Source organism: Cupriavidus sp. Met-2 (assembly GCF_049843575.1).
GTDB lineage: Bacteria > Pseudomonadota > Gammaproteobacteria > Burkholderiales > Burkholderiaceae > Cupriavidus > Cupriavidus metallidurans.
Window position 1 is genome coordinate 20,178 of the sequence record NZ_JBBHZL010000016.1, and the last position, 22,936, is coordinate 43,113.

General features: G+C 59.1%; 21 protein-coding genes. All 21 read right to left on the reverse strand.

Annotated elements, in window-relative coordinates; genetic code table 11:
• Window positions 1-106 precede the first annotated feature (106 nt).
• The 21 genes from WD006_RS26320 to WD006_RS26420 all read right to left on the reverse strand — a co-directional run bounded on the left by WD006_RS26320 (window position 107) and on the right by WD006_RS26420 (window position 22,910).
• Window positions 107-385 (reverse strand): HU family DNA-binding protein, encoded by a 279-nt coding sequence (locus tag WD006_RS26320; protein ID WP_024570553.1) that lies wholly within the window; start codon window positions 383-385, stop codon window positions 107-109.
• A 168-nt stretch (window positions 386-553) separates the two neighbouring features.
• On the reverse strand, window positions 554-793 hold the full coding sequence (locus tag WD006_RS26325; protein ID WP_024570552.1) for a hypothetical protein: 240 nt from the start codon (window positions 791-793) through the stop codon (window positions 554-556).
• 52 nt (window positions 794-845) lie between these two features.
• Window positions 846-1,271, reverse strand: coding sequence for a PH domain-containing protein (locus WD006_RS26330; protein WP_024570551.1), 426 nt, complete (start codon window positions 1,269-1,271; stop codon window positions 846-848).
• 158 nt (window positions 1,272-1,429) lie between these two features.
• Window positions 1,430-1,849 (reverse strand): hypothetical protein, encoded by a 420-nt coding sequence (locus tag WD006_RS26335; protein WP_024570550.1) that lies wholly within the window; start codon window positions 1,847-1,849, stop codon window positions 1,430-1,432.
• Between the two features lie 18 nt (window positions 1,850-1,867).
• Window positions 1,868-2,620 (reverse strand): ATP-grasp domain-containing protein, encoded by a 753-nt coding sequence (locus tag WD006_RS26340; RefSeq protein WP_024570549.1) that lies wholly within the window; start codon window positions 2,618-2,620, stop codon window positions 1,868-1,870.
• Window positions 2,621-2,638: 18 nt separating this feature from the next.
• A complete protein-coding gene (locus tag WD006_RS26345; RefSeq protein ID WP_024570548.1) occupies window positions 2,639-2,998 on the reverse strand; it encodes a hypothetical protein in 360 nt (119 codons plus the stop codon).
• A gap of 41 nt (window positions 2,999-3,039) precedes the next feature.
• On the reverse strand, window positions 3,040-3,723 hold the full coding sequence (locus tag WD006_RS26350; protein ID WP_024570547.1) for a hypothetical protein: 684 nt from the start codon (window positions 3,721-3,723) through the stop codon (window positions 3,040-3,042).
• Window positions 3,724-3,741: 18 nt separating this feature from the next.
• On the reverse strand, window positions 3,742-4,041 hold the full coding sequence (locus WD006_RS26355; RefSeq protein ID WP_152536359.1) for a hypothetical protein: 300 nt from the start codon (window positions 4,039-4,041) through the stop codon (window positions 3,742-3,744).
• Window positions 4,042-4,513: 472 nt separating this feature from the next.
• Window positions 4,514-4,837, reverse strand: a complete 324-nt coding sequence (locus WD006_RS26360; RefSeq protein ID WP_060784995.1) for a hypothetical protein — start codon at window positions 4,835-4,837, stop codon at window positions 4,514-4,516.
• A gap of 17 nt (window positions 4,838-4,854) precedes the next feature.
• Window positions 4,855-5,277 carry a hypothetical protein gene (locus tag WD006_RS26365; RefSeq protein WP_024570544.1) on the reverse strand — a complete coding sequence of 141 codons (423 nt, stop codon included), beginning with the start codon at window positions 5,275-5,277 and terminating at the stop codon, window positions 4,855-4,857.
• Window positions 5,278-5,409: 132 nt separating this feature from the next.
• Window positions 5,410-6,513 (reverse strand): putative bifunctional diguanylate cyclase/phosphodiesterase, encoded by a 1,104-nt coding sequence (locus WD006_RS26370; protein WP_024570543.1) that lies wholly within the window; start codon window positions 6,511-6,513, stop codon window positions 5,410-5,412.
• A gap of 28 nt (window positions 6,514-6,541) precedes the next feature.
• The gene (locus tag WD006_RS26375; protein WP_080672892.1) at window positions 6,542-7,288 is read right to left on the reverse strand and encodes a lytic transglycosylase domain-containing protein; all 747 of its coding nucleotides are present in this window, start codon (window positions 7,286-7,288) and stop codon (window positions 6,542-6,544) included.
• A gap of 36 nt (window positions 7,289-7,324) precedes the next feature.
• Window positions 7,325-9,667, reverse strand: a complete 2,343-nt coding sequence (locus WD006_RS26380) for a type IV secretory system conjugative DNA transfer family protein (protein ID WP_024570541.1) — start codon at window positions 9,665-9,667, stop codon at window positions 7,325-7,327.
• Window positions 9,668-9,685: 18 nt separating this feature from the next.
• Complete coding sequence (locus WD006_RS26385; protein ID WP_035835992.1) at window positions 9,686-11,008, reverse strand: type IV secretory system conjugative DNA transfer family protein; 1,323 nt, start codon at window positions 11,006-11,008, stop codon at window positions 9,686-9,688.
• A 106-nt stretch (window positions 11,009-11,114) separates the two neighbouring features.
• A complete protein-coding gene (locus WD006_RS26390) occupies window positions 11,115-11,417 on the reverse strand; it encodes a hypothetical protein (RefSeq protein ID WP_024570539.1) in 303 nt (100 codons plus the stop codon).
• Between the two features lie 45 nt (window positions 11,418-11,462).
• Window positions 11,463-17,981 carry an Eco57I restriction-modification methylase domain-containing protein gene (locus tag WD006_RS26395; RefSeq protein ID WP_160171263.1) on the reverse strand — a complete coding sequence of 2,173 codons (6,519 nt, stop codon included), beginning with the start codon at window positions 17,979-17,981 and terminating at the stop codon, window positions 11,463-11,465.
• A gap of 176 nt (window positions 17,982-18,157) precedes the next feature.
• Window positions 18,158-18,448 carry a hypothetical protein gene (locus WD006_RS26400; protein WP_160171262.1) on the reverse strand — a complete coding sequence of 97 codons (291 nt, stop codon included), beginning with the start codon at window positions 18,446-18,448 and terminating at the stop codon, window positions 18,158-18,160.
• Between the two features lie 646 nt (window positions 18,449-19,094).
• Window positions 19,095-19,523: a hypothetical protein gene (locus tag WD006_RS26405; protein WP_152536358.1), complete on the reverse strand. Its 429-nt coding sequence runs from the start codon at window positions 19,521-19,523 to the stop codon at window positions 19,095-19,097.
• 100 nt (window positions 19,524-19,623) lie between these two features.
• Entirely contained in the window at window positions 19,624-20,202 is a 579-nt protein-coding gene (locus WD006_RS26410) for a hypothetical protein (RefSeq protein WP_024570533.1), read from the reverse strand.
• Window positions 20,203-20,317: 115 nt separating this feature from the next.
• Window positions 20,318-21,142, reverse strand: coding sequence for a KfrB domain-containing protein (locus WD006_RS26415; RefSeq protein ID WP_024570532.1), 825 nt, complete (start codon window positions 21,140-21,142; stop codon window positions 20,318-20,320).
• Between the two features lie 82 nt (window positions 21,143-21,224).
• The gene (locus WD006_RS26420) at window positions 21,225-22,910 is read right to left on the reverse strand and encodes a DNA cytosine methyltransferase (protein WP_029700459.1); all 1,686 of its coding nucleotides are present in this window, start codon (window positions 22,908-22,910) and stop codon (window positions 21,225-21,227) included.
• Window positions 22,911-22,936 lie beyond the last annotated feature (26 nt).

A 22,936-nucleotide genomic window follows, 5' to 3' on the forward strand; every position in this document is an offset into this window, starting at 1 on the left:
TCCCTTTAGGTTCCGGCTACCGGCCGGCACGCGGGGCGTTGTGCGCCAGGTACCTGACTGTTGCCGCCGCCACGCAGCGGCAAGGATCAGGAGCCAGCTCGCCTGGTTAGTTGTTGACGGCGTCCTTAAATCTCTGCCCCGCCTTGAACTTCACGGTCTTGGCTGCGCCAATCTTGATTTCCTCTCCAGTCTGAGGGTTGCGCGCCATACGCTCGGCGCGTTCCCCCTTGCTGAAACTGCCGAAGCCGATCAAGTTCAGGGTGTCACCCTTGGCCACGGCGTCCATGATGGCCGACAGCGTTACGTTCAGTGCTTGTTCCGCTTTGGCCTTCGTCAGACCATCTACACCGCCTGCGATTGCATCAATCAGTTCGCTTTTTGTCATGCTTTGCTTTCTCTGCGTCAGCTACCGGCCGACCTTCGGGGCGCAACTCGCGCCTGTTCCCGTTGTGTCAATTTGGTCTGGCGCCGCCATGCGCGGTGACTTCCCTTGCGCGACCACATCCTTTACGCACTATCGGCATACGTGCGCCGGAAGCCAGTGTAGGTCTATTTACCGTTGCGCGCAACGATTATTTAGCTCGATCAACGCGGCCTCGATGACGGCCCGATCCGAGTCGTAGTGCTGCGACAGGTTGGCCAGTGCCGCCGTTGCCTCAGGCGACAGCCGCACACGGTTCAGGATGCGCCCGCCTGATTCAACCAGCGCGGCATCCAGGTCTTTGACGCGCTGCGTGGGAGTCTTCGCTTCACCTGTGGCAGGGCGTCCCCGGCCACGTTTCGTTTCTGTCATCTGTCCACTTGAAAAAAGGCCGCTTATAGCGGCCTGTGTCGATTCTGGCCCGTCAAGCAGCCGCGCCGGTTTTCTGATCCATCAGTCCCATGATGACGCGCCGGAAATCCATTGGTTTCTTGATGAACGGAATGCTCACATTGTTGCCGCCAATGCCTCGGATCGAGACTCGGCCGTAACCCAAAATGCGGCCAACAATTCCTTGGTTGATATTGACCGATTCGAGCTTCTCAAGCGGCAGATCAATGGAAACGCGTCGAATGAAGCCAGTCTTCCCGATAACCTTCTTGTTGGTTACAGCCAATTCTGTCGTTGTCACATTTAGGACCGCCAGCAGGATGAAGATGATCGGGAAGATCACCGTCATGACCAGAATGATTGCTAGCACGAAATACCAGAACTGGCTCAGCCAGGTGATCGTCGCCTGCGCCTCGATTTTTTCGCCAGGAATCAGCGAGTTTTCGACGAAAGATGCCATTGATTACCCCTTTTTTTCACTTTTTTGTTGAACATCACACAAACTACTTCGACCGCGACTGCAATTGTACGGGCGAACCGTCCCGCCAGCCCTCCGGAAACAAGTGGGGTGGCTTCCTCCCAGCCATGGTGGAGCCAAACCTGATGAGCTTTTGCCGTTCACCTCTTGCCGACGACGCTGGAAATAATCGCTCCAGCGATGTTGCCGGCGACCTTCCCGGCGTCTTTCACCGCCGACAAGGCTTGTTCCTCCATGTGAAGTTGGCGCGTCATCGCCGTGACTTCACCGCGTACCAGCTCGCGCCTCATCGAACGCACTTTCTCTGCGTAGTTCTGCGTGAAGATCGACTTCGACCAGTCCCAATCAATGGCCCCTGATTGGGTCTCCCACGGAGATCTTTTCGGCGTTAATTCGCCGTTGTACGCATCAACGGCCGCGCCCACAAGAACCTCAAGACCGAGAATGCCAGGGCCATGCGCGATCTTTTCGCCGGTCGTGAGACCTCTGCTATCCGCGCGAAGGGCGCCGTCAATCTCTGCCTGCGTCGGCGGATCGTTGAAGATGCTGAAATCGCTCATGGATTTTTTTCCGTTGCATCAGGCCGTCAGCTCTTGCCAACGCCTGACCGTAACCTTCCAGTATGTTTCCGCTGCTACGCCATCGTAGGCGCCGAACGAAAATCCGTCGTTCATCTCGATCAAGGCTGTCTTGCCAGACTCCAGTACGCCGAAATCGATGACATAGCCCGCTGGCGTATCGGCATGCGCGGCAAGTAGCGCAACCGCCTGCCGAATCACGGCCAGGTCCGGAGCTTCGCCCCTATCCCCGCCGTGGTCTGCGAAACGGACTTCCAGGATAATCCCGTCCGCCACGTATGCCCGCCACTCACTGATGAAGCGCACTGGATCGCAGGCCCATACGGGCTTCGAGCGCGATGCTCCATTGAAGCGATAGTCATCCTCAAATTCGGCCACGAAGCCGGTGAAGCGTTTCCACCCATCGGCTGGCTTGATGAACAACCGATGTCCTGCCCGCAGCAAGGCGAGCGCCTCGTTAAGCGAAGGCAGCTTGCGCACCTGCCGATATAGTAGATGACCGAGACTTGCCGGATACGGCGTATGCGCCGGCAGGTCCTTTCCGAGTTGCCGCAGTGCATGCCTCACGAATGGAACCGAGCCCACCGCCACTACGCCTGGAGAAAGGCGAATCCTCTTCCGCTCGACTTGCTTCTCCGACGCACGCGCCACGGCGATACCTTGACGCTCTGCAAAAGCGACCATGATGGCCTCCTCGCGGCCCAGCAAGCCACTGCCCTTGATTTCAACGAGGATGCCAGTTGGTGCGTCCATTTCACTTCTTCCGCTCTTCTATATCGGACTGAACTTGTTCTCAATTGCTTCATCCCGCTCATGAAGGGGGCGAAGCGGGTCGCTAGGCCAGGAGAAGCGATCGCTCTCACCACGATTCCGAAACGCATCGTAGTCGTACCCCGCTCGGATCATCTCGCCGCAGCGTCGGCACTTCGCTCGATGAAGGGCCTTGGTCATCGTGAAGTGTCCACAGGAAAGTGCGACCAGCCGTCCGTGCTTCATCATCGCGTCTTGGCACTGGCCCATCTTCCAAGCCATTGCATGCGTCTGGTCCTCGACCAGAAGCTCGACCGGGTCAGGTTCACCTGCCAGAAGATCCGCGAGAAAGCGATCCACGATAGGGGCAGCAGCAGCCATCTCATATTCCTCTGCCGGCGCGGCCGGCGCTCTTTCGAGCGCTACGCCTGCACCACGTTGTCAACCACGTGGGATTGCTCAATCGCCGTGAACGGGTAGCCGCGCACGATAGCGGAGATCTGTTTATTGGACGGGTGGTCCATGCTGTCCCGAGTAAACCGAATCCCGTCCTTGCGCCCTACAAGCGCTAGGCTCGCCACTTCTTCGGTCCACTGATCGGCTGCAGCAACCTTAGCTGCAAGGGCGGCCTCGCCTTCAATCTTTACGCCAGCCGCCTTGAGTTGGTCGATAAAATCTTTAAATCCGGGCATGTTCACTTTCTCTTTGAGCACGGCTGCTGACCCCGGTGCGGGGCACACCTCGCCATTTTGATTTCTACGCAATGCGGTGGCAAACGACAAAAGCTCTTCGGTGTGCGGGCGCGCCAACACACTATTCGCAAGTACTTCTTGCACCCCGTCACAGGCGATGACGGCAATCATCCACTCAACGTCACGTAACAACGATTGTCGGACCCAATTGGTCTTCTCAGGCCAGCTTCCAAAGCTGTCGGGCAAAAACTCTTGCGCGATGTGTTCAGCACGATCCGTACAATGAACAATTTGTGTCTGGACTGCGGGCGATATGCGCCGGTAGCGCGCTGCATCAGAGAGCGCTTCGGCAAGTTGCGTCAGATGCCGTACTGTTCTGAAAGCCTGAACAACTACGTTATCGGGATAGGTCATCTGGGTGTTCCGTGGGCTTTACGCGTGGTCCGCTTTGCCAGCGGCTGTCCACGAACTCGCGAGCGTAATCATCATCTTTGCTGCGCCGTATTCGCGACCAATGCGTCGGCCTAAACGAAAGCCGATGCACGTCACAGTGACCAGCATGACTACAACCACTGGTAGACCAGCGCCAATCGACAGAATCGTTTGTTCCACCATTTCCTCTTCCTGATCATCTAAGCTACCGGCCGCTTCGGGGCTTCGCGCCCATATCGTTGCTTTTCCTATCGATGGCCGTCCAAGCTGGCCATGCGCTTTACGGTTTCTGGAACGCATTCATTGGCGCAATCCTTCCCTGCTTCGGTCAGCTTATATGCCGTGTACCGAACGCCGCGCTCATAAGTGATCGGTCCGATGCGCTCTGCAAGCCCCCTCTTCACCAGTGCGGCTCCATCCCGACCAACTGCGCCAGGGAACGCAGGTCGATGGTTGTCCATTCCGGATAGGTTCTCACCCATCCAAAGCTCGATTAGCGCTTTGCGCTCGGGATCGGTCAATTCCATGCGCCTGCGGACATGCCTTTGCCAGTCGGTCCGATTACGACCGTATGACCAACCGTCGTCTCGTGGATTGAGAGGCGAAACGGCTGGGCCTTCGCCATTGCCGAGGGAATGACGAGTCCGCTGAATGCATGACCGCAGCGCGTGCATTGATACGGCGTACTCCCCATGCCTGAACGGGTCGGAGCGATCGACGGAGCACTGCATTTCGGGCAATTCGGAGGGGTGAATGTAGTCATGTTCTTTTCCTATTCAGGAAGCTGGCTCGACAGCGCTTCGCTTGTTACGGTTTGTTCTACGTCGTCGAAGTAGCCGCTCGTGTCGCGCTGAAAGCAGCCAAACTTGTACGCCAAGACAACCCCGGCCAGCAAGGCAAGTCCCAGCATGCCGAGGAATGCCCGCAGAGCTTCAGATGGCGAGTCGTAGCTACCACCTGCGGTGTACGTATAAACGCCCTTCCAATACAACAGAAGAACGATGGCAACAGGGATGGCCGAGCAGAATGCGATGCCGCTTACGGATCGCACCAGCCATGTCTTGATGTCTAGCTGCAGTTTGATGTCGGTTGTCATCTGCATTTCCCTTGGTGTCAGCGGCGTGCCGAAGTCGCGTCAAGCGACAGCGCAGGCAAGACCGCCTCGATGCCACGACACAGCATTGTGGCTGCAACATCCGGAATGGAATCGCCGTAGAGCCCCGTGTTTGCAAGGCGTTTCAGCAAGTCTTCAATACGATCGTTGATCGTGACGACTAACTGCCCAGAGTCTACCCTCACCCATTCGCGCTTCTCGCGAGGCTTGATTGCAAGTTCGTCGGCGACATCCGAAATCGACGAATCATTCGGACAACTCTCCTCGTAGGAGTTCTGGACGTACTGAGCATCGATGTTCAGCGTCTCATCCGCGACCAACTCAGGCATGCCGTAGTCGTTGACTAGCAGATACCTGACCGCAGCGCGGAATTCATCGAGCGTCGCCTTTTGACTTTTCAATGCGGCCTTTGCTGTTGGCATCACTAGTTTCCTTTTTGCTCTATCGGCACATCTGCGCTGACCATAAAGCGAGTATATGGTCAATTTATCGTTGCGCGCAACGGTTATTTAGTTCGATCTACGCGGCCTCGATGGCAGCCCGAGACTGGGCGATCACTGTTCCGACGCGAACTGGACGAACTCGGCGGCCGGTAACGGTTTGGCGAAGAGATACCCTTGCGCGACGGTGCATCCGAGAGCCCTCAGAAGGTCCACTTGCCGTTGGGTCTCAACGCCTTCGGCAATGGTGGACATGCCAAGCTTCTCCGCAAGGCCGATGACGGACTGCACTACTGCGGCAGCGCCCGGAGTGCGCCCAAGATCAACGACGAAAGCGCGGTCAATTTTGATTGTGTCGAGCGGCAGTGTGCTTACGCGAGATAGGCACGAGTAACCGGTCCCGAAATCATCAATGGAGAGATGGAGGCCCGTATCGTGGAGTGCCTGCAGGAGATCTTGTGAGCGCTCATCCGCCAGAAAGCTCTCCGTGATTTCCACACCGAGCAGCTCGGTGCTCAGGCCGGCGTCACAGAGCGCGCCGTGGATGACGTCCACCAAGCGATCCGAGAACTGCTTCACCGAAAGGTTGACTGATACCTTGATACCTTTGCCCTGCCCCAGGCCAAAACGCTGCCAGCGTACAGCCTCGGCACAGGCTTCCCGCAGAACCCACTCGCCGATCTCCTCGATCAGGCCGGTTTCTTCTGCGACAGGAATGAATTCGGTCGGGCTCACGAGATCAGACCCATGGCGCCAACGAAGTAGCGCCTCTGCGCCGACCACCGCCCTAGTGTGCATGTTCACCTGAGGCTGGTAATGGAGCAACAGGCCTTCGCCAGTCTCAAGCGCGCGTCGCAGCCCCCGTTCGATGAATGCGGAGCGCTCAGTAGACCTGACATGCCCGCGCCGTCCATATTCTTCGACTTTCGCTTCGCAGGCATACATTCTTGCCAACATGGAATGCTGCAGGAATGCGTCGAGTTCATTGATGGCTACGCTGATTCCGGATTGAGTGAGGATCGAGGCCAAGCGCTCAAGCGCAAAGCCCTTGGCTCGCATTGAGAGGAGTTGATCGGCGAGAACCTCTAGCGCGGGAGTTGCTTCCGAAGGAGGCGGAGGCGACGTTGCTTCCATCTGAATGAGCCGGTCCCTCGTGCTTGCAATCACGGTAGCCTGGTAGTCGTTGTTTCGATCTAGGGCATGCAACCCAGTACCCATCGCCATCTCCCTCTTTAGCCGTGCCGTCTCAGCGCATCTCTGCTACTGAGAAATTAGTCGCCTTCATCGTGAAGGCGCGCTCGTTGGTCTGTTCTGCTCGTGTGTCGGCCGCCACGGCGGCCGTACGAGTGATGCGCGGGACAACACGCTCCGTGCGAAGCGCCAAAGGCTTGCCCACTTGCTTGTAGATCAGGTTGACGTAACCGTCCCTTGCTCCACGCTCCCAGTCCCCGGAGTTGTACGCGCTCAGGGCCGCGTTCATCGCGGCTGGGCCATTCCCGAACTTCCCGACCGCCTTCTCATAGAAATCCGTCAGGATCTTTCCGCCAACGGCGATGTTGACGCAGGGGTCGAACACGTCCTGAATCGACACCCCCATGCGTGCCAGGTTGCGGTCATTGACCTGTGCTACCCCGAGCGAGACCGTATGGCCATTCGCGATGAGGGTCTGGGCCGTTTTTACTGCCTCCTCAAGCGAACCCGGATAGAGCGAACGCACGAGCGCCTTGCGCTGTGCCCATGGAAGCTTCACCGGGCCGGCGTCGGCAATCGCGAACTGATGCCCGCGCGACTCAGCGGAAATGACCGCAGCCATGGTTTCCGGATGGACCGTAGGCGCGCAGCGCGCGAGCAGCGCACTCAGCTCGGGGTCAACGCCCGCTACCATCACTTGAGCATTCGCGTGACCGACCGCAAATGCGCTAGCCACGATGGCAATCAATGAACATTGAAAAATGCGCGCATGGCGCCAGCGGCGAATGATTGGGATTAACATGTGATTAACAGTATACGGACTGAATGACGATCCTGCTTAGAAGGCAGACACGGAAATAACCTTGTTCACAACGCCAACGCTGGCCACGAGTTCCTCGACCTGGCGCCGCTCTTCTGGCGTGATGGTCTTAATCTGGTCCGCGTATCGACTGCGCTGACGCGGCTTCGCCGACTCGTCGCTGTCGGACTGTGCCCCGACACGGGTCTCGGATCTTGCATCCGCAGCTTGCTGTTTCGCAGCAACTTGGCCAGCGCCTTGCGGCTGGGCTGCGATGGCGATCCGCTCTCGCATGGCCTCTCGTCCTGCCGCCCACTTGTCCTTAGGCGTTTCCGGCGTGGCTTCTCGAATTTCTACAGGCTCTTCAGCCTGGCCCTCCGCCTGCAGGGTCTTCGCCGAAAGGCGTAGCCTTACCGACTCCTTTGGAGCAGGCATGGAGGCACGAGCCAACAACGTCGGGTTTTCGTAGTAGAACGCTTTCCGCCCATAAATTGGCGGTTGCCCCTTCACGAAGACAATCATGTCCTGGTCGTGCAACACCATGAACTCGTCAGCCGTGACAAGATCACGGGCGGTCTTGTTCGTGCTCACGGAAACATTGCCGCCCTTAATACCAATGATGCTTTGGCTGGTCGACGCCCCCTCTTCGGTCACAGTCGTCTTGCCGGTCATGCGGGCCAACTTCTCTGCCGTCTCGATCTTATTGGGTGCATACGCGATTCGCGTTTCGGCGCCTGAGTCGAACGATTGCTTGTCGCCGTACAACTCCTCGATCTGCACAATGTCCTGCACGAGGAAGAACATTCGGATGCCAAAACCTGCCACGTAGCCCAGCGCCTCTTGCAGGATCGGCAGCTTTTGCAGCGAGGCCGCTTCGTCAATGATCATCAGCAGCGGGTGCGTGTAGCTCGCGACGCTCCGGCCGCCCTCGAAGTGCATTTCGCTGGCGTTACGCCGTATGAAAATCGCATAGAAGAGGCGTGTGAGCGGCGTTAGGCGCTCCATGTCGTCCGGTTTGACCACGTAATAAAGCGACACGGGTTTTTCACCCGTCATCAGATCTCGCACCAGGAAGTCCGAGCGATTGGTGTTATTGGCCACAATCGGATCCAGGTACAGCGACAGCAGCGACTTCGCTGTGGACAACACACCGGAGCGATCCTTGTCTTCCTTGTTGAGCATCGTCTTCGCTGCATTGGCGATCATCGGATGCGTCTTGGTCGGGTTGCCGAACGAGTCCTTCCAACCCATCTTCCCTTCCGGGTCGTGGGTCGCCTGCATCATTTCGGTGTACATCTGCTTGTCGCTGTCCCAGTTCGGGTCACCGAGATAGTTCGCGCAAGCGGCGAGCGAGCCTTCAGGGCTCGTATAGCGGACGTGCAAGGCCACGGCCGTCAGGAACTCATAGCCCGCCTTGTCGAAGTAGTCATCGAGGCCCTTACCCTTTGGGTCACAGGCCATCGTCATGATCATCTGGGCATCCGCCACGTCTCGAAGGGTGAAGATGCGAATCTCATCGAGCGGGTTCCAGCAAGCCCCTGTGCCATCAGTACAGGCAGGCTCGAACTTGATGGTGGTTTGGCCAGCGGCATTGCGAAAGCCAGCAGATAGCGCGTAGGCTTCGCCCTTCGGATCGTTGACCATCACCGAGTGGCGCCAGGTGAGCAGCGTCGGAATCACCATGCCGACACCTTTACCGGAACGGGTCGGGCAAAAGCCGAAAAGGTGTGTATTCCCGCCGTCCCGGAGGATCTCGACCTTCTTAACGATGGTCTTCTTCAGTTTGAACATCGGCCGCTTGTTGCCGTCACGCTTCGGGATCTTTCGGAAGCGCTCGCGCCATGTGCCACGGACCATGATCGGCTCGTAGCGCTGCGCAAATTTCGGGTGGTGCGGGTGAATGACCTTGCCTTTGCGGTCCAGCATAACTGAGCCCACTATCACGCCATCGGCCTTGTGGCCCGGAGCATCAATGAAGCCCGTCTTGTCCACATCGTCACGCTCAGCAAAATGCGCCGTGCCATGCAGGCCCTCCATGCCTTTGGAGTAGTTCGCGAGTTTGTAGCCGATGAGTCCACCGGAGATCATCGCGCCGACCTCTGCAGCCCCGGCAATCATGAACATCGTGTGCACAGACGAGCGCAGCGAGAGCACGTCCCCATACTTCCAGCCCCACATCACCCACTGCAGCGGCTGGTACAAAGCGAAACCCGCGAGCCTGAAAAGCGGTTGCCCCAGACGCAGATCGTAGTGATACTTCCAGGCCCACCACTGGGTTGGAATCGTGCCGGCGAGCAGCATCCCCACGATCACGACAATGAACGTCAGGATGGCGTTCTGCAGTGGTGTGCGGCGCGAGGTGTATTTGAGGAGAGCGGCCATGGTGCTTACTTCCGGGTGTCAATGGGCTGTGGCCATGCTCGTGCGCGCCCGAAACGTCGGGTCTTCGTGGAAGCCACGTAAGCCTGCCCGAACCGGTGACTTGCCGAGGCCCAGAATGACAGCGTCTTGCGGTCGCATCTGCATTAGTTCTTCTGGCGTGACTGGACGGGGTTCGGCTCCCGTGACGCCGTGATCAGCTTTCGCTCGGATTTCGTTGGCGATGATCTCTGCAGTGGTAGGACGATTCATCGGGAGGACAACGCGGATTTCGCCTTGTTGCCAGGCGCGGCCTTCAGCGCCGTCGGCGCTGATGCCTCGAATGGCAATGAGAGGCTTGACGCCGCGCTCCGACAATCCAGCCAACGGCTCGTCCATGAAGTCCAGGTGTCCAAGGCTGTCGCAGGCATCCAGGAGGAACAACAGGCGGTTCGCATTGGCCTGCGCCTCGTCTTGTGCAGCGTAGCGTGCGATTTGGGACAGGAATGCGTTGATCAAGGGCTGCAAGAGGACAAGCTCCCAAGGCTTGACAGTCAGGTAGAGAGTGACGGGCGCTCCCTCGCCTCGCAGCTCCGTGATCCTGAAACTACTGCGCTTGGAGTTCTTTGCAATCTCCGGGTGCGCGAATGGGGTGAGGGCTGCCCGCACCATCTGCAGCGCGGTAGTCGCCTCGCCGTAGGAAAGGTTCAGAAATTCATAGGAGAGGGACTCGGCCGCTTGGCATAGCTCGGTGCTGAGCGCGGTGTCTCTGAAGCTGAATGCCGTCGCATAGGGTCCGTCGAGCGTTATGAGCAGTTCGAACACGTCGCTCAAGCTCGCGCCACCATGGCGCTTTGCGATGATGCACAGGGTCAGGAGCGCACGGGCGTGGCCGACCAATTTGCCACCCTTGTCCGCCGGCACCAGTGATGCAGCGAGGGCCTCGATGTCGGCCAGTTCGTGAGATGTGTCGCGACGAATCGCGTCAAGAAAGTTGTAGGTGTCTGGGCTCGATCCGTCGGCAAAATCAATGCGACGGATGACGTTGTGAGCCGTAGAGCGGCGCCAGTTTTCGGTGATGCCTGCCAGTTCACCATTCACGTCGATCACGACAGCGCTTTGCCGCCAGGTCAGTAGTGAGGGCACGAGTACCGTTGTGCCCTTCCCGCTTCGAGCGGGGCCGACCACGACGACGGGCTTCATGCTCGTGTCAATCATGGGACGACCCTTCCAGGCACCGATGACAACGCCTGAGGTATCGCCACCGGAAAGGAGCCCTTGTGCCCGGATCACGGCGCCACCGGCCCATGCTGTTCTCGCAGCACCAAACATTCCACCGAGAAACCTAAGGAATCCGCTCATCATGCCTCCGTATGCAATACGCAGTAATGTACATCAAACAATAATTTGCGTCTTTTGCAGCAAAAGAGGAAGACCTCCTTTGCCGCTTATAGGAGCCCCTAATGGCCCGTCAGGCCACCAGGATGCTCCATTCGGTACTGCGCCCTTCAGCCACCGCGCGCAGACGGCTCGCAGCGTCTTCATAGTCGGCCAGCGACGTACTGCCCAATGGCCTGAACATCGGCTCGGCTTCAGCCAGTCGCTTCAACGCTTCGACAGGATCGTCCGCAATCACCACCCGCTGCGTGACCGAAGGGCTGATCCCTTCGCGTCCACCTACCTTCAGCTCGACTAGTTGCCCTTGGACCAGAAAAACTCGCCTAGGGTTGATATCGCTCGTCATTGCTTCGCTCGCCACTTCAATGTGCTCCATTTGTCACAATGCGCTCGGGAATCTCGAAGTGCATTTTACCATTCGCTAGCCGAGCGTGATAGCCGTGTCACGCGCGAGCACTTCCGCCCTGCCGGCGCCGTACTTGATTGTCGCCACCTCCCCGACGCTGAGCCGGCCGTTAGCGTCTTCCAGGTCCCGCAGGCTGTGGGTAACGGTCTCCCCGGCACGATTGACCTTCTGGACCACGTCGTCCCCCTCGATCTTGATGATCTGGCCGACAAACTCGCCAGATAGCTGCCTACCCGGACCACCTATGTTCGCGCCGTTCGTGTCCACAGCCTGCGCTTCGCTCTGCTGGCCCCCCATGGCACCTGGCGCGAGCTGGACTTCGTTTCGCTCCTCGCGCTCGATCTCCGCCACGGCTTCACCAAAACCCATGGCGCGCAGCTTTTCCTTCTGCACATCCACTGCTGACGCGAACGCCTTTGCCTCTTCGGGCTTTACTGCTGCCAGAGAGTTGGACTTGCGCAGGGCCCGCTGGACCTTACCGTGTTCGGCAATGGCTTCCAGCAAGTCCTGCGCCTGTTCGAAGGGCTTTCCGACGAGTTCGGTAAGGCTCTGCACCTCGTGCTCTGCGCGTGCCATCTGGGCCTGAACCACGGTCACGGCCTTTTCCAAGCCTTCACAGTAGTTGTCCATGCGCGTGACCACACCGGAGCGAGAGAACGCTTCCATCCCTCGCTTTTCGCCATCGGGCATGACCATCAGGTACCAGTTCGCTTGCTTGTCAAAACTAAACTGGAATTCAAGGCCTCGATAGGTCAGGCTCTTGGCCATGCTCAATGACGTGACATGAGCCTGAATGTCGTCCATCGCTTCCATCACCGCGTCCTTAGCCGAAAGCTGCTGGCCCTCGAACACACCCAGCGCCTTCGCTGCATCGCGCCGCTTCATCAAGCCCCCCAACAAGGCCAGTTCGTTCGGACCGTCCTGACTGACGAAATACTGGTTGGCGCGGAGCCGCGACTGCAGCGAGAACTGTCCATCACGGTGCGCGCGCTCCAGGTTGCGCAGCTTCTTCACTTCGTTGGAGAGCTGCGTTTCCTTCAGGATAAGTGGGTTGCCGCTGGCCGCCGCCTTCATGTCCGCCGAGTTCGCAGCCTCCGTGGTCACGTCCTCGATCTCATTCACGCCCACCGTATAGTTGCGCAATTGCTCAATGCCCGAGGCCTTGTGCTCCAGCAACTGCCAGCGCCTCGTGTCATAGGTCTGCGACGTGGCGTAGCGATACACGTTCAACTCGAACCCCTCTGGATCGCGCTCGTACAGCATGTTGCCGCGACGGATACCCCGGCCTTCGCGCTGTTCCAGATCTGATGGTCGATACGGCGCATCGATGTGATGGAGGCCGACGATGCGCTTCTGCACGTTGGTGCCGGCGCCCATCTTTGGTGTCGAGCCAAAGAGAAAGCGCACCTCGCCGGCGTTCGTGCGCTTGAAGAGCGCATCCTTTGCCTGCGGTGTGTCGTGATCGTGGATGAACTCGATCTCCGACTCTGGCACGCCGCGCGCAATCAGCTTGGCCTTCATGTCGTCGTAGACGGAGAAGCCAGAGACCCCCGTGGCACCTTCGATGTCCGCCATCGAGAACTCAACGTCGGCAGCGTCACCTTCCACGTCCAGCGAATTCTCGTTCTTGTACTCCTCAATCTCATCCTCGCCGATTGGACGGGATTGCTCGCGCATGTCCAGCCAGCGCTCGGTTCCGCCCTCCTGCTTCACAAGCCGCGAAAAGAACTCGTGCGCACCTGGCTTGCTGTCCAGCCCTTCCTTCATGAGCTGGCCCGTGGTCGGGTCATACATCGAGAATGTTCGGTCGTTCTTGCGCCCGCTGGCGACAAGGTAGTACGGAAGGCCCTCGTACTCCTTGAGCGTGTGCAGCGTTCCCTTCTTGTGGGTAAGCGCCCCGTTCTCGTCGCGTACGTAGACCCGTTTTTCCTTGCTGGCCATCTTTGCTTTGGCCGACAAAGGCACCGACAGATCGCAGAACACGAGTTGTGTTCCCTTGTCCGCGTCCCATCGCTTCCACTGGTCCACCATATTGTCGATGGCGTGGTTGATCTTGCTGTTGGGGTCGTCAGGCGCAGTCGGGTTGATGAGGCGATAGTCCAGGCCTGCCTTGTTGGCCAGCCCTGTCAGCGACAAGGCATTGATCTTGCCTTTGGTCTCGCGCGTGAGTTGCCGCAGATTCTCAAACTGGCCGATGATCGAATGAGGATCGATGCGCATGACCGGGGTGATAGCAGATAGCGCCGTCATGTAGGCCGCCTCTTCCGCCGTCTCATAGCGACGGGCACCCCGACGCACGTACCCGCCATCCTGCTGCTGCATCTCGAACTTTCCGTCCTCAGTTCGCTGGATGCTGATGGGCTTGTCCGGATCCAGGCTCATTTCGAAGCGGATGCTTCCGTCGTTCTCGCGCGCAATTTCAGGCACACCGAAGAAGGCTTCCTGCAGCTTGGAGCGCGGCACGACAATGTTCATGGGCTTGCCACCGGCGAGTTTCGGCACGGGGAACACCTTGCCGCGCGCCAGCTCTTGCGCTTTGAGATCATTGAGCGTGACCACATCGGCGAAGCTGCGGTACTCGCCCATGAGCGAGCCCAGGTTCTTGAACTTGGCGAAGCGTTGCGACAAGCGATAGCCCGTGCCAGAGGGCGCGACCTCATAGACGTTCTGCACGTCGCCGTACTGTTTGGCCCAGGCGTCGAAGACATGGAGGCCTTGGGCTTTGAGCTTGTTGTATTGCATGTAACGCTGGACCGTGAACATTTCGGCCAGCGAATTTGATATCGGCGTTCCTGTGGCGTGGATCATCAGCGCATCCTCGCCATAGGTTTTCTGCAGCCATCGGGTCTTGACGAACAAGTCGAAAGCCTTGCCAGAACCTGCCGGGTTCCCCAGACCCGCTACGCGGTTCATCTGCGTGTTGAAGAAGAGGTTTTTGAACTCATGACTCTCGTCGATGGCGACCGCGTCCACACCCAGATCGGCCATGTCAACCACCTTGTTCTTCTCGCCAGCTTTTTCTTTAAGCCGCGTGACCTTGGCCTCCAAATTGGCCTTGATCTTCTCCATGTCGCGGATGACGTGGCGGTCCCCGCGCTCACGCTTCATGTCCTCAATGGCGCCGCTGATGTCGTCAAGCTGCTCGCCGATGACCTCTATCTCTGCGCCAGGCGGCAAAGGGATTTTCTTCAAGGCCGAGTGACCGATGATCACGGCGTCCCAGTTTCCCGTGACAATCTTGGAGAACAGGCGTTCACGGTTCTCCTTCTCGAAATCCTGCGGTGTGGCAGCAAGGACGTTCGCGCCGGGGTAGAGGCGGTAGAAGTCGCTTCGCCATTGCAGCGTGAGATGGTTCGGGACTGCGAGCATCGGCTTTTTGCAGATCCCCAATCGGCGTGCCTCCATAAGCAAGGCGATGATCTCAAACGTTTTACCGGCACCAACGGTCTGGTCCAGCAACTCCACTCTGTCTTGCAATCCTCGCCACACCCCATTCTTCTGGTGGCCAAGCAGCTCGATGGCCGGATTCATACCGGGGAATGTCAGATGCGCCCCGTCGAACTTGCGCTCCACCGAGCGATTGAACCGCTCGTTGTAGATCCCGGCCAATTCTTGCGCCCGGTCAGGGTCGGCCCAGAGCCAGGAGTCCCAGTGCGACTGAATCTTGTCGGCCGCCTGGCGTGCCGCTTCAGTCTGCTCTTCATCGGTGACGTAGCGGGTCTGCCCATCCACTACCTCTGCTTTCTTGACCTCTGGGGCGCGGCTGTTCATCGCAAGCGCCAGGATCTCGATGGCGCCCAACTTTGGTGTGCCGAACTCGCCATTGTTCTTGGCGAAATCGATGCCCTGCTTTTCGCTCATGAGCCACTGGCCCGTGGCGCGTACATAGGTGAAGGCGGCCTCACCGCCTGAGATCTCGCGGGCAAAGGTTTGGTAGTACTTCGTCGGTATCCAACTCGCACCGATTGCGGCGTGGATTTCCGAAGGCATCTTGTCGGCGGGGATGACGCCCTGCAGGGATTGCACGTTGCGCTGCAGCTCCGGTTTATCCTTCGCTGCGGCCAGCGCTTGCTCAAGCTTCGTTTTCACGTCGCCCGACAGGTACTCATCGGCCGTGACCACCGTACCGGACTTGGGATCCAAGTAGACCAACTCGCCCAACTCGGCAAGGATCTCCTTTTCCCCTCGGCCATAGGCACGCTGCATGTACTCCAGATCGACGCGACCGCGTTGGTTGAGGGAGTGCAGCAACGCATCCTTGGCCGTCTCCACGACCTCCAATTCGCCGGGAGGAAAGAGCACGCGACGACTGAAGATGTCCGCCTTTACCGCACGCGCAGGCCTGGCTTCGACGCCATGCTCCTGCGCGTAGGTCTGAGAGATTGCCTTCTCGTAATCGAACTCAAGCGCTTGCACCAGAGGCGACTCGGTGTCGTCAAGGAAGATGCGCCGGTTGACGGGATCGTTGAGGAAGCCGGACTTGCCGCGAAAGCCGTCATAGACTCGGTTCAGCTCTCTGCGGCTCGCCTCAATTTGCACATCGCTGGCCTCTGGGCTGCGCTCCAGACGCATTTGCTCGCGCAAGGCCTCACGGATGCGGATCATTCCCACCATCCGTTCGCCAGCGCGTTCATTGGGCGCCTCCCATTGGGCCGCGCGCTGCACGTTTCGCAAATCCGACAAGCGCTGCCAGACCTGAGGACCGTCCTTTGCCTCCTTGATGAAGAACGACCCTTCCTTCACGTGCTCTGGGATGTCGGTCGTCTCTGCAGATACCTCGACCTCATCCGTGCGCTCGACGCGTGAGTAGATGCCTTGCGGCAGTGTTTCGACCCAACGCGCAAGTTGCTCCTGCAGCGTGCCCTTGGACTCGTCTGGCAGCACGGTGTATTCGTTGGCCCGGTACATCGTGCCCTCGGCCGAATGCGTGCCGAGAACGTTTTGCGGGTTCTTCAGGAAGTAGTTGTTGACCGCGAGCGAGGCGATCTCGCCCGTCTTCGGATTCTCGATGCCAATGTCCGTCGTCTCCAGCCAGTCCGGACGTTCGTCACGGCCGAGCGAGTTTTCGTGGTCGACACGCTGGAAGATCAGGACGTCGGTCACGACCTCCGTGTTGGCGTTGCCTTTGAATGCGTCATTGGGCAGCCGCACGCCTGACACCAACTTCGCACGCCGCGAAATCCACTGCCGCACATGGGGATCGAGCTTGTCGAGGAAGTTGTGGGAGACCACCATGGACATCAGGGCGCCCGGACGCAGCAGCTCTATGCTCTTGGCAAAGAAGTAGTTGTGAATGGACCAGCCGGAATATGCCGACCCTCGCTCGTCTGCGATGGGTTGGCTCCCGAAGGGCGGGTTGCCTACTACTAGATCGAAGTAGCCGGCCGGGGCGTTGTATGCCTGAAAACCCGTAGCTTGTGCGATCTTTGCCGTTGGGTACAACGACGAAGCAATGCGGCTCGTCAGAATGTCCAACTCCACGCCGTGAATGCTCGACTCGCGCCGCATCTCTGCCGGCATCATGCCGACGAAGTTGCCGCTGCCCATGGACGGGTCAATCATGCGTCCACCGTCATAGCCCATCCGGGACAGGCCTGCGTACATGGCATCGACAACCACCGGCGCCGTATAGAAGGCATCAAGCTGCGAGCGGCTCGCCGCTGCCCACTCCGCATCCGTCAGGAGCGACTTCAACTCAATATGCTGTTGCGCCCAGGCCTTGTTTTCAGGATCGAAGACGCCTTTCAGTCCGCCCCAGCCCACATACCTGGCCAGCACGCGCAGCTCATCCTCTGTCGCATTGCGGTTCTGCGCATCAAGCGTGCGCACCAGTTCGATTGCACGGACGTTGTCGCGGTACTTCTCCATAAGACCGCCCTGCCCGATCCGGTCGGCATCCGTGATGACGTGGTCCAGTCGCTCGCCGTATCGCTCTTGTCCTGCCGCCTTAACTTCTCGCACCGAGGCCAACGCTTGGGCCTCTTCCGCTTGCTGCCTTGCAGCTTCGGCGGCTCGTGCCTCTTGTTCGCGTTTTTCGATTTGCAGGCGAATCGCTTGCGCGCGGCTGCCCTCGGTGAAGAACGTGGAGGCCTGGCGCAACTGTTGGTCCGTCATCTGCGTGACGTACAAGCTTTCCAACTGCTCGCGGGTGTACGAAACTGGGCCGACAAAAGCGGGGCGGCGGATGGAGGGGATGGCTGCCTCTGTGGCGACGCCTGGCTGCGGAGCCTGTTGCGCGTCAACTGGCGATTGATCCATTGGCGCAGGCGCGACAGCAGTAGGTGTTTCGGCGGGCGCAATACTCGGCGTGGCAACAGTCGGCGCTTGCTGGTCCACTGCCGGCGACTGAAAGACGTCCCTGAATTCTTGAATCTGAATCTCGCGGGCTTCGGCAGTCAGCGCCCAAAGGTTCCTCTGCCCTTCCCGGAGCAACTCGCCGCCTCGGGTGAGCTTGTAGTAGTTGAACTGGGGGCCATGCTGGGTTTTCACCAAGGCCGTAAGGTGGAAGGGGCCGGCGCCGCTGGCTTTGCTCACGCCAAACCGGCGCGACACTCCATTGAGTGTCACCGTTGCCGGGTACAGGTGATGGGTGACAAAACGGCCGTCTTCGGGGATGGCGCGACGCCAGGCCTCTTCGATTTGGCGCAGTAGGGCTATGCCGTTGTTAGCGGTTTGAGCGGAGGGTGGTTGGGCACCCGTGGCCGGTGCGCTCAGTCCACCGGGCGATTCACTTCCGGTGGCTCCTGCTGGATGCCGTGCATCGTCAGAATTTCGTTGCGCGACAGATGCGTGTTGTCCGTCTCGTTCGCCAGTACGTCCTTCTCCAGATCGGTCTGCTCGGTCAGCTTGCCCAGGTACTGGTTCGCCACCAGCAGCGAGACCACTCGATCCGGCCAACCCATCGCCCAGCGATTCGCGATGGAGACCGCCGTCGATCCCATTACCTCGATCTTGAGGGCCGTCGTCTCCCCGTACAGCTCGCGTTTGTAGAGTGCTTCCATGATCATGGCTCCCAGCCGGGTCCTGTGTGTTGTCAATGTTATTAATTAATGTACCAGATTCCGGCACATCAAGGGCGGTTTGTTGGGGCTGCTGCCCTTGGCGGCGATGTTCGTGCAGTTCGGATCCAGTCACTTTGAGGCGCACTGCCGCCATCAGTTGCGGCTGCACATCCTTCATGAGTTGGGCCCGGTCTTTCATCGTAGTGACCGCGAACCCCGATGCGAGAAGAACCTTGGCCGCAGCTTCGGTCTTGAGCTTGTTCAGTATCGCAACGACGTTGATCAGCGATCCACTACGCAAGGCGGCATCGAAGGCCAGAGCTTCAGGGGGACGCCACGTTCCCTCTTGGGCTAGAACGGGCGGTGCCGTGTCCTGAGTCGCCTCTTCTCGTGTGGCGCCGAACAGGTCGAGCTGCATCTGTATCTCCAAACTGATGGCAAATAAATAATGCTACGTTGCGGACGAGTATCCGTCCATTTCTTTAACACCGAATTAACACTTTACATCAAGTGACTTCGGAAAAATCCACCTATAGTTTGCAGTGCATTGCCCCGCCCACTTTTGCTGCAAAAGTAGAGGCCGGCCCCGCGATTGCGGGGCTTTTGCTTGTCCATTTCGGATTGCGCGCCGGGCGGCTTCCACTGTTTATGGCCGAGAAGTGTCGTCCACGCGAGTAGGCGTGGCGCCAAGAGGCTCCTGCGCCTGACAAAACGCCGCCGCCCAAATGGCTTCCGCGATCCCACGAAACCCATAGTCTCTGCCGGCTAGCTGGACAGCATCAGACCTCCACACGGCTTCAAAGGCGCTCGGGTCAAAATCCGCCCCAGTCAAAAGCTGGCTCGCACGGGGAGTCTCGGCCAGCAGCACCTCCAGTTCGTGCCGCGCCTCCTCGACTTCGTCGCCCACCTGGTCTCCATTGCCGTTCTCCCAGCCGTGGAAGCCAGGCGCCTCCATACCATCGCTCAGGCGCTCAAGCGCCACCAACAGGCGCTTCGCAGCCTGCCGGACAGTTGGACGATTGATGAGTGGCGGTGCCGGAAATTGGCAACCGGCAGCAGATTTCGTGTTTCCCATTGCTCGCTCAGAATACTGTATAAATATACAGCATCCAGCAGGCGGGGGAACGACCGAAGGCACCAATGCCTCGTAGGACGCGCACGTGCGCCCTCCTCTTTCATTCAGGCCTATGGAATTTCCCTGCCGGCGTGGCTCCCGTGCGCTTCACTTTCAGCCAGTCACGCGAGGGGCCGGCAACGTAGACACTGCCCGCACGCTTGGCCACTATGCCTTCGAGCTTGAGCGCTTCGACGTGGCCCCATAGCCAGGCGCCGTCGTCAGTGCCCGTAACCAGCAAAACACCCGGCACGCCAGCCACCAAGTCCCGCAGGCGCTCTTTTCGTGCCTCGATTGGCAGGGAGCGAATGTCGACACCAGCATGCACCAGCAGGTCGAACGCACAAAGCACCACTGGGTCGGCGCCGGCATACCAGCCCCGCCGCAAGGCTCGCTCGTGAAGACGGTTGAAATCCGACCGGCCGACGCTATCCAGAACGCAGACCTCGCCGTCAATGATGTGGTGGCCAGCAGGAAGGGCAGACAGGGCGCGAACAAGCTCCGGAAACCAGCGCGTCGCATCCGCGCCGCCGCGCGTTCTCAGCGCGTCGCGCGTGGCCAGCATGCGGTAGCCGTCCATTTTCGGCTCGAAGGACCAAACGCCGGTGCGCGGCAGCGCCGTGCGACGCTCGGCCAGCATGGGGGAAACGTCTGCGAGCGATATCGTTGTGGTTTGCCTGCGGATCATGGCGGTAACGAATGCGCGTACTGATGTGAGGAGCGTACCAAAAACTTCCCACAAGGATCCGGCGCCATCACCGCTCTACTTCGCGAGCTGGGCCCGGCGTGCTGACGCGCCCGAGGCCATCCCTGTAGCTGATCTCAACCAACTTGCCCGCTTCGACCGTCCCGGAGAGGGCGACAAGGCTGTGCCTCACTACTTCCCCTTGCCGATTGATGCGCTGCAAAGCGACCGGACCATCGATCTTCAAGATGGGACCAACATACGAGCCGTCGCAGAACTGATCGTTGTCTCGGACTGGGAATATTTGTTGTTGCCGCTCGCCCCGGTGCAGTCCATCCGCTACCAGCGCGGCAATGTCCACCAGGTCCTGCAGCGACATCGGGCGCTTGCGGCTCACACACACGTCTGCGAAGGCTGCCTGTCCAGCCGGCGCGCGGCGGTACCACTCAGGCGAAATGAACTCGCAGGCGGAGGCAAACACCTCTTCAGCCTGTCTCCCGACAGGCTCATGCGGATACTCGTCCTCCGCATCACGCCACAGATCAATTAAGCCTGGCTGCTCTCGGGCCTCTGCGATCCCGGCGAGTAGGGCTCGCTTGTCAGTTGCCGAGAAAGAATTGATTCCAAGGTGCCCGAGGAGTTCGTGTCGCAGCGTTCGTTCAACGTCTTGCGTACCACGAATGTTGGAAACTGCGAGGGCGACTCGACGTCTTGCAGGAAAGTAGGCTCCTGCAATGGTGCCGACGCATTCTTTTGTGGCTTCTGGGATTCCAAGGGCATCCTCCTGCTTGTCTCTGATCACGTACCCAATTGTGAGCGCAATTGGGTACCTTTGGCAAAACTCGATGACTGCTCTTTTGCACTCATCGACCGAGAGAGCCGCTTCCGTACCCATTTCTGCGAGCCTCGTGAAGGACCGACTTCAGCGGTCTACGCCCAGCAATTGGCCGGAGTACAGCCCCCGCTCGATGCCCAGGCTACAGGCCCAGTGCCATTTGCACGGGCTTCGCCTGCGCCTCGACAACAGCCCTGCCTTCCCGGCACACCACGCGAACGTTCTCACCCAGTTTGGGCGCTCGATCCAGCGCCTCACGCTCCAGCACAATGCCTGACTGTCGGCCAACATCCATGATGAACACGTCGCGATCAGCCGCGACGATCCGTCCGAAATAGGTGCTGGCCTGCATGTTGGGCTTCTTCAACTCCGCAACCACCTCCGCAGCGAGCGCGGCAATTCGCACCTCTGCCGAGAGTGGCGCGTCATCGTCATTGACGATCACGGCCGATTTTCGCGCTGGCCGTCGGCCAGGAACCACTGATTCGAGCGACTCGCCCAGGTGCTTCCCTACGCCGACAAACGGCGGGTACACGATGCTTTGTCCGAGGATCTCATGGGCTATCGTCGCAGAGACTCCTTCCACAAGATGCTCTGGAATTTTTTTTGCGCGCGCATGTTCCGCTGGACGCAACTGTCTAAGCAAAGTCGGGTCAGTGGGGTGACGCAATTTAGGATCTGTCGATCTCACCTTGGCATAGCCCTTGGTAATGGTGCCAACGTGATCGCTGTCGGCGTCGAAGATCTGCATTGCAAAATTCTTCCCATTTTCCCGGTCGCGGATTTCCTTTGCCCGGAGACCCGCCATCGTCGACCAAGATGAGTGATCCGCAGGAACATTGTCAAGGATATCCCCCAGTTTCTGCTGGCCACGGCCAGGCGGCTGAAGCTGATCGAAATCGAACTCAATGCCTTCGCTCACTGCGACCATGCACCAACGAGTTCGATCTTCAAGGGCGCCCCATTCGCTGCCGCGAAGCAAGCGCTCGTGACAGACGTACCCCATGTCACGCAGTTGGTTCCGCAGAATATTGGCGCTCGCGCTGGTGGCGTAGGTAGGCACTTGCTCGAAAACAACGGCTGCCGGATTCGCCTTGCTCAAGATGACCAACGCGCCTACAACCAGGTGCCCGACATCGGGGTGCGCTTCGCCGCTGCTCAGCCCGCGCTTGGCCTTCCCAGCACGCGATTCGCCGCTGCAAGGCAATCCCATTTCAAGGATCTCGACCTTCGGAATCTGCGCAACACCGCGCTCATCAAAGGCAAGCTCCTGCAAGGGTGCAGCGAACGGCACGGTGTTCTCGTCCCATGCGTCGTTGTGGACGGCTGCATGCTCCAGTAGCTCCTCACGAATCTCGTTCGCAAAGGCCAATCTGTTATCAACACCGGAGGCCTTCAGGCCCGAATGGATCGCATGGGACAAAATCCCGCCACCGTGCGATAGACTCCCCACGGCCAACGGATCACCCGCCTCAAGCTTCTCGCGTAGCCGGCCGAAGCGTTCCTGCTTTTTCAGTTCGGATGCGAGCGGCAACAGGAAAATTTTCCCATGCTGTACTGCAACGCGAATCGAACTCATGCCATCGAACAACGCGAGCAGCTCGCGTGAATTCAAGTCGATGACCGGATTGGTCTTCTCGCCATCCTTCTTGCTGGATACAACGCGGCTCCCGTCAGGATTCGCCTGCAGTACGACTGTGCGTCCCTGCACGACAACGTCATAGCGCTGGCCAGGCTCAAAGCCGGCCCGCTCCGTCTGACGATCCAGCCAAACTCTGGGCGCTCCACGGTTCTGCCCGATTCTCTTGATGTAGTAGCCGTCGATCATGGCCGCCTCTTCTTCTGGTTCTTAAA

Bases quoted from the DNA above. Each gene is read 5' to 3' on its own strand.
- WD006_RS26320 (WP_024570553.1), bottom strand. From the start codon at position 385: ATGACAAAAAGCGAACTGATTGATGCAATCGCAGGCGGTGTAGATGGT.
- WD006_RS26325 (WP_024570552.1), bottom strand. From the start codon at position 793: ATGACAGAAACGAAACGTGGCCGGGGACGCCCTGCCACAGGTGAAGCG.
- WD006_RS26330 (WP_024570551.1), bottom strand. From the start codon at position 1,271: ATGGCATCTTTCGTCGAAAACTCGCTGATTCCTGGCGAAAAAATCGAG.
- WD006_RS26335 (WP_024570550.1), bottom strand. From the start codon at position 1,849: ATGAGCGATTTCAGCATCTTCAACGATCCGCCGACGCAGGCAGAGATT.
- WD006_RS26340 (WP_024570549.1), bottom strand. From the start codon at position 2,620: ATGGACGCACCAACTGGCATCCTCGTTGAAATCAAGGGCAGTGGCTTG.
- WD006_RS26345 (WP_024570548.1), bottom strand. From the start codon at position 2,998: ATGGCTGCTGCTGCCCCTATCGTGGATCGCTTTCTCGCGGATCTTCTG.
- WD006_RS26350 (WP_024570547.1), bottom strand. From the start codon at position 3,723: ATGACCTATCCCGATAACGTAGTTGTTCAGGCTTTCAGAACAGTACGG.
- WD006_RS26355 (WP_152536359.1), bottom strand. From the start codon at position 4,041: ATGCGTTCCAGAAACCGTAAAGCGCATGGCCAGCTTGGACGGCCATCG.
- WD006_RS26360 (WP_060784995.1), bottom strand. From the start codon at position 4,837: ATGACAACCGACATCAAACTGCAGCTAGACATCAAGACATGGCTGGTG.
- WD006_RS26365 (WP_024570544.1), bottom strand. From the start codon at position 5,277: ATGCCAACAGCAAAGGCCGCATTGAAAAGTCAAAAGGCGACGCTCGAT.
- WD006_RS26370 (WP_024570543.1), bottom strand. From the start codon at position 6,513: ATGGGTACTGGGTTGCATGCCCTAGATCGAAACAACGACTACCAGGCT.
- WD006_RS26375 (WP_080672892.1), bottom strand. From the start codon at position 7,288: ATGTTAATCCCAATCATTCGCCGCTGGCGCCATGCGCGCATTTTTCAA.
- WD006_RS26380 (WP_024570541.1), bottom strand. From the start codon at position 9,667: ATGGCCGCTCTCCTCAAATACACCTCGCGCCGCACACCACTGCAGAAC.
- WD006_RS26385 (WP_035835992.1), bottom strand. From the start codon at position 11,008: ATGATGAGCGGATTCCTTAGGTTTCTCGGTGGAATGTTTGGTGCTGCG.
- WD006_RS26390 (WP_024570539.1), bottom strand. From the start codon at position 11,417: ATGGAGCACATTGAAGTGGCGAGCGAAGCAATGACGAGCGATATCAAC.
- WD006_RS26400 (WP_160171262.1), bottom strand. From the start codon at position 18,448: ATGGAAGCACTCTACAAACGCGAGCTGTACGGGGAGACGACGGCCCTC.
- WD006_RS26405 (WP_152536358.1), bottom strand. From the start codon at position 19,523: ATGGGAAACACGAAATCTGCTGCCGGTTGCCAATTTCCGGCACCGCCA.
- WD006_RS26410 (WP_024570533.1), bottom strand. From the start codon at position 20,202: ATGCTGGCCGAGCGTCGCACGGCGCTGCCGCGCACCGGCGTTTGGTCC.
- WD006_RS26415 (WP_024570532.1), bottom strand. From the start codon at position 21,142: ATGGGTACGGAAGCGGCTCTCTCGGTCGATGAGTGCAAAAGAGCAGTC.
- WD006_RS26420 (WP_029700459.1), bottom strand. From the start codon at position 22,910: ATGATCGACGGCTACTACATCAAGAGAATCGGGCAGAACCGTGGAGCG.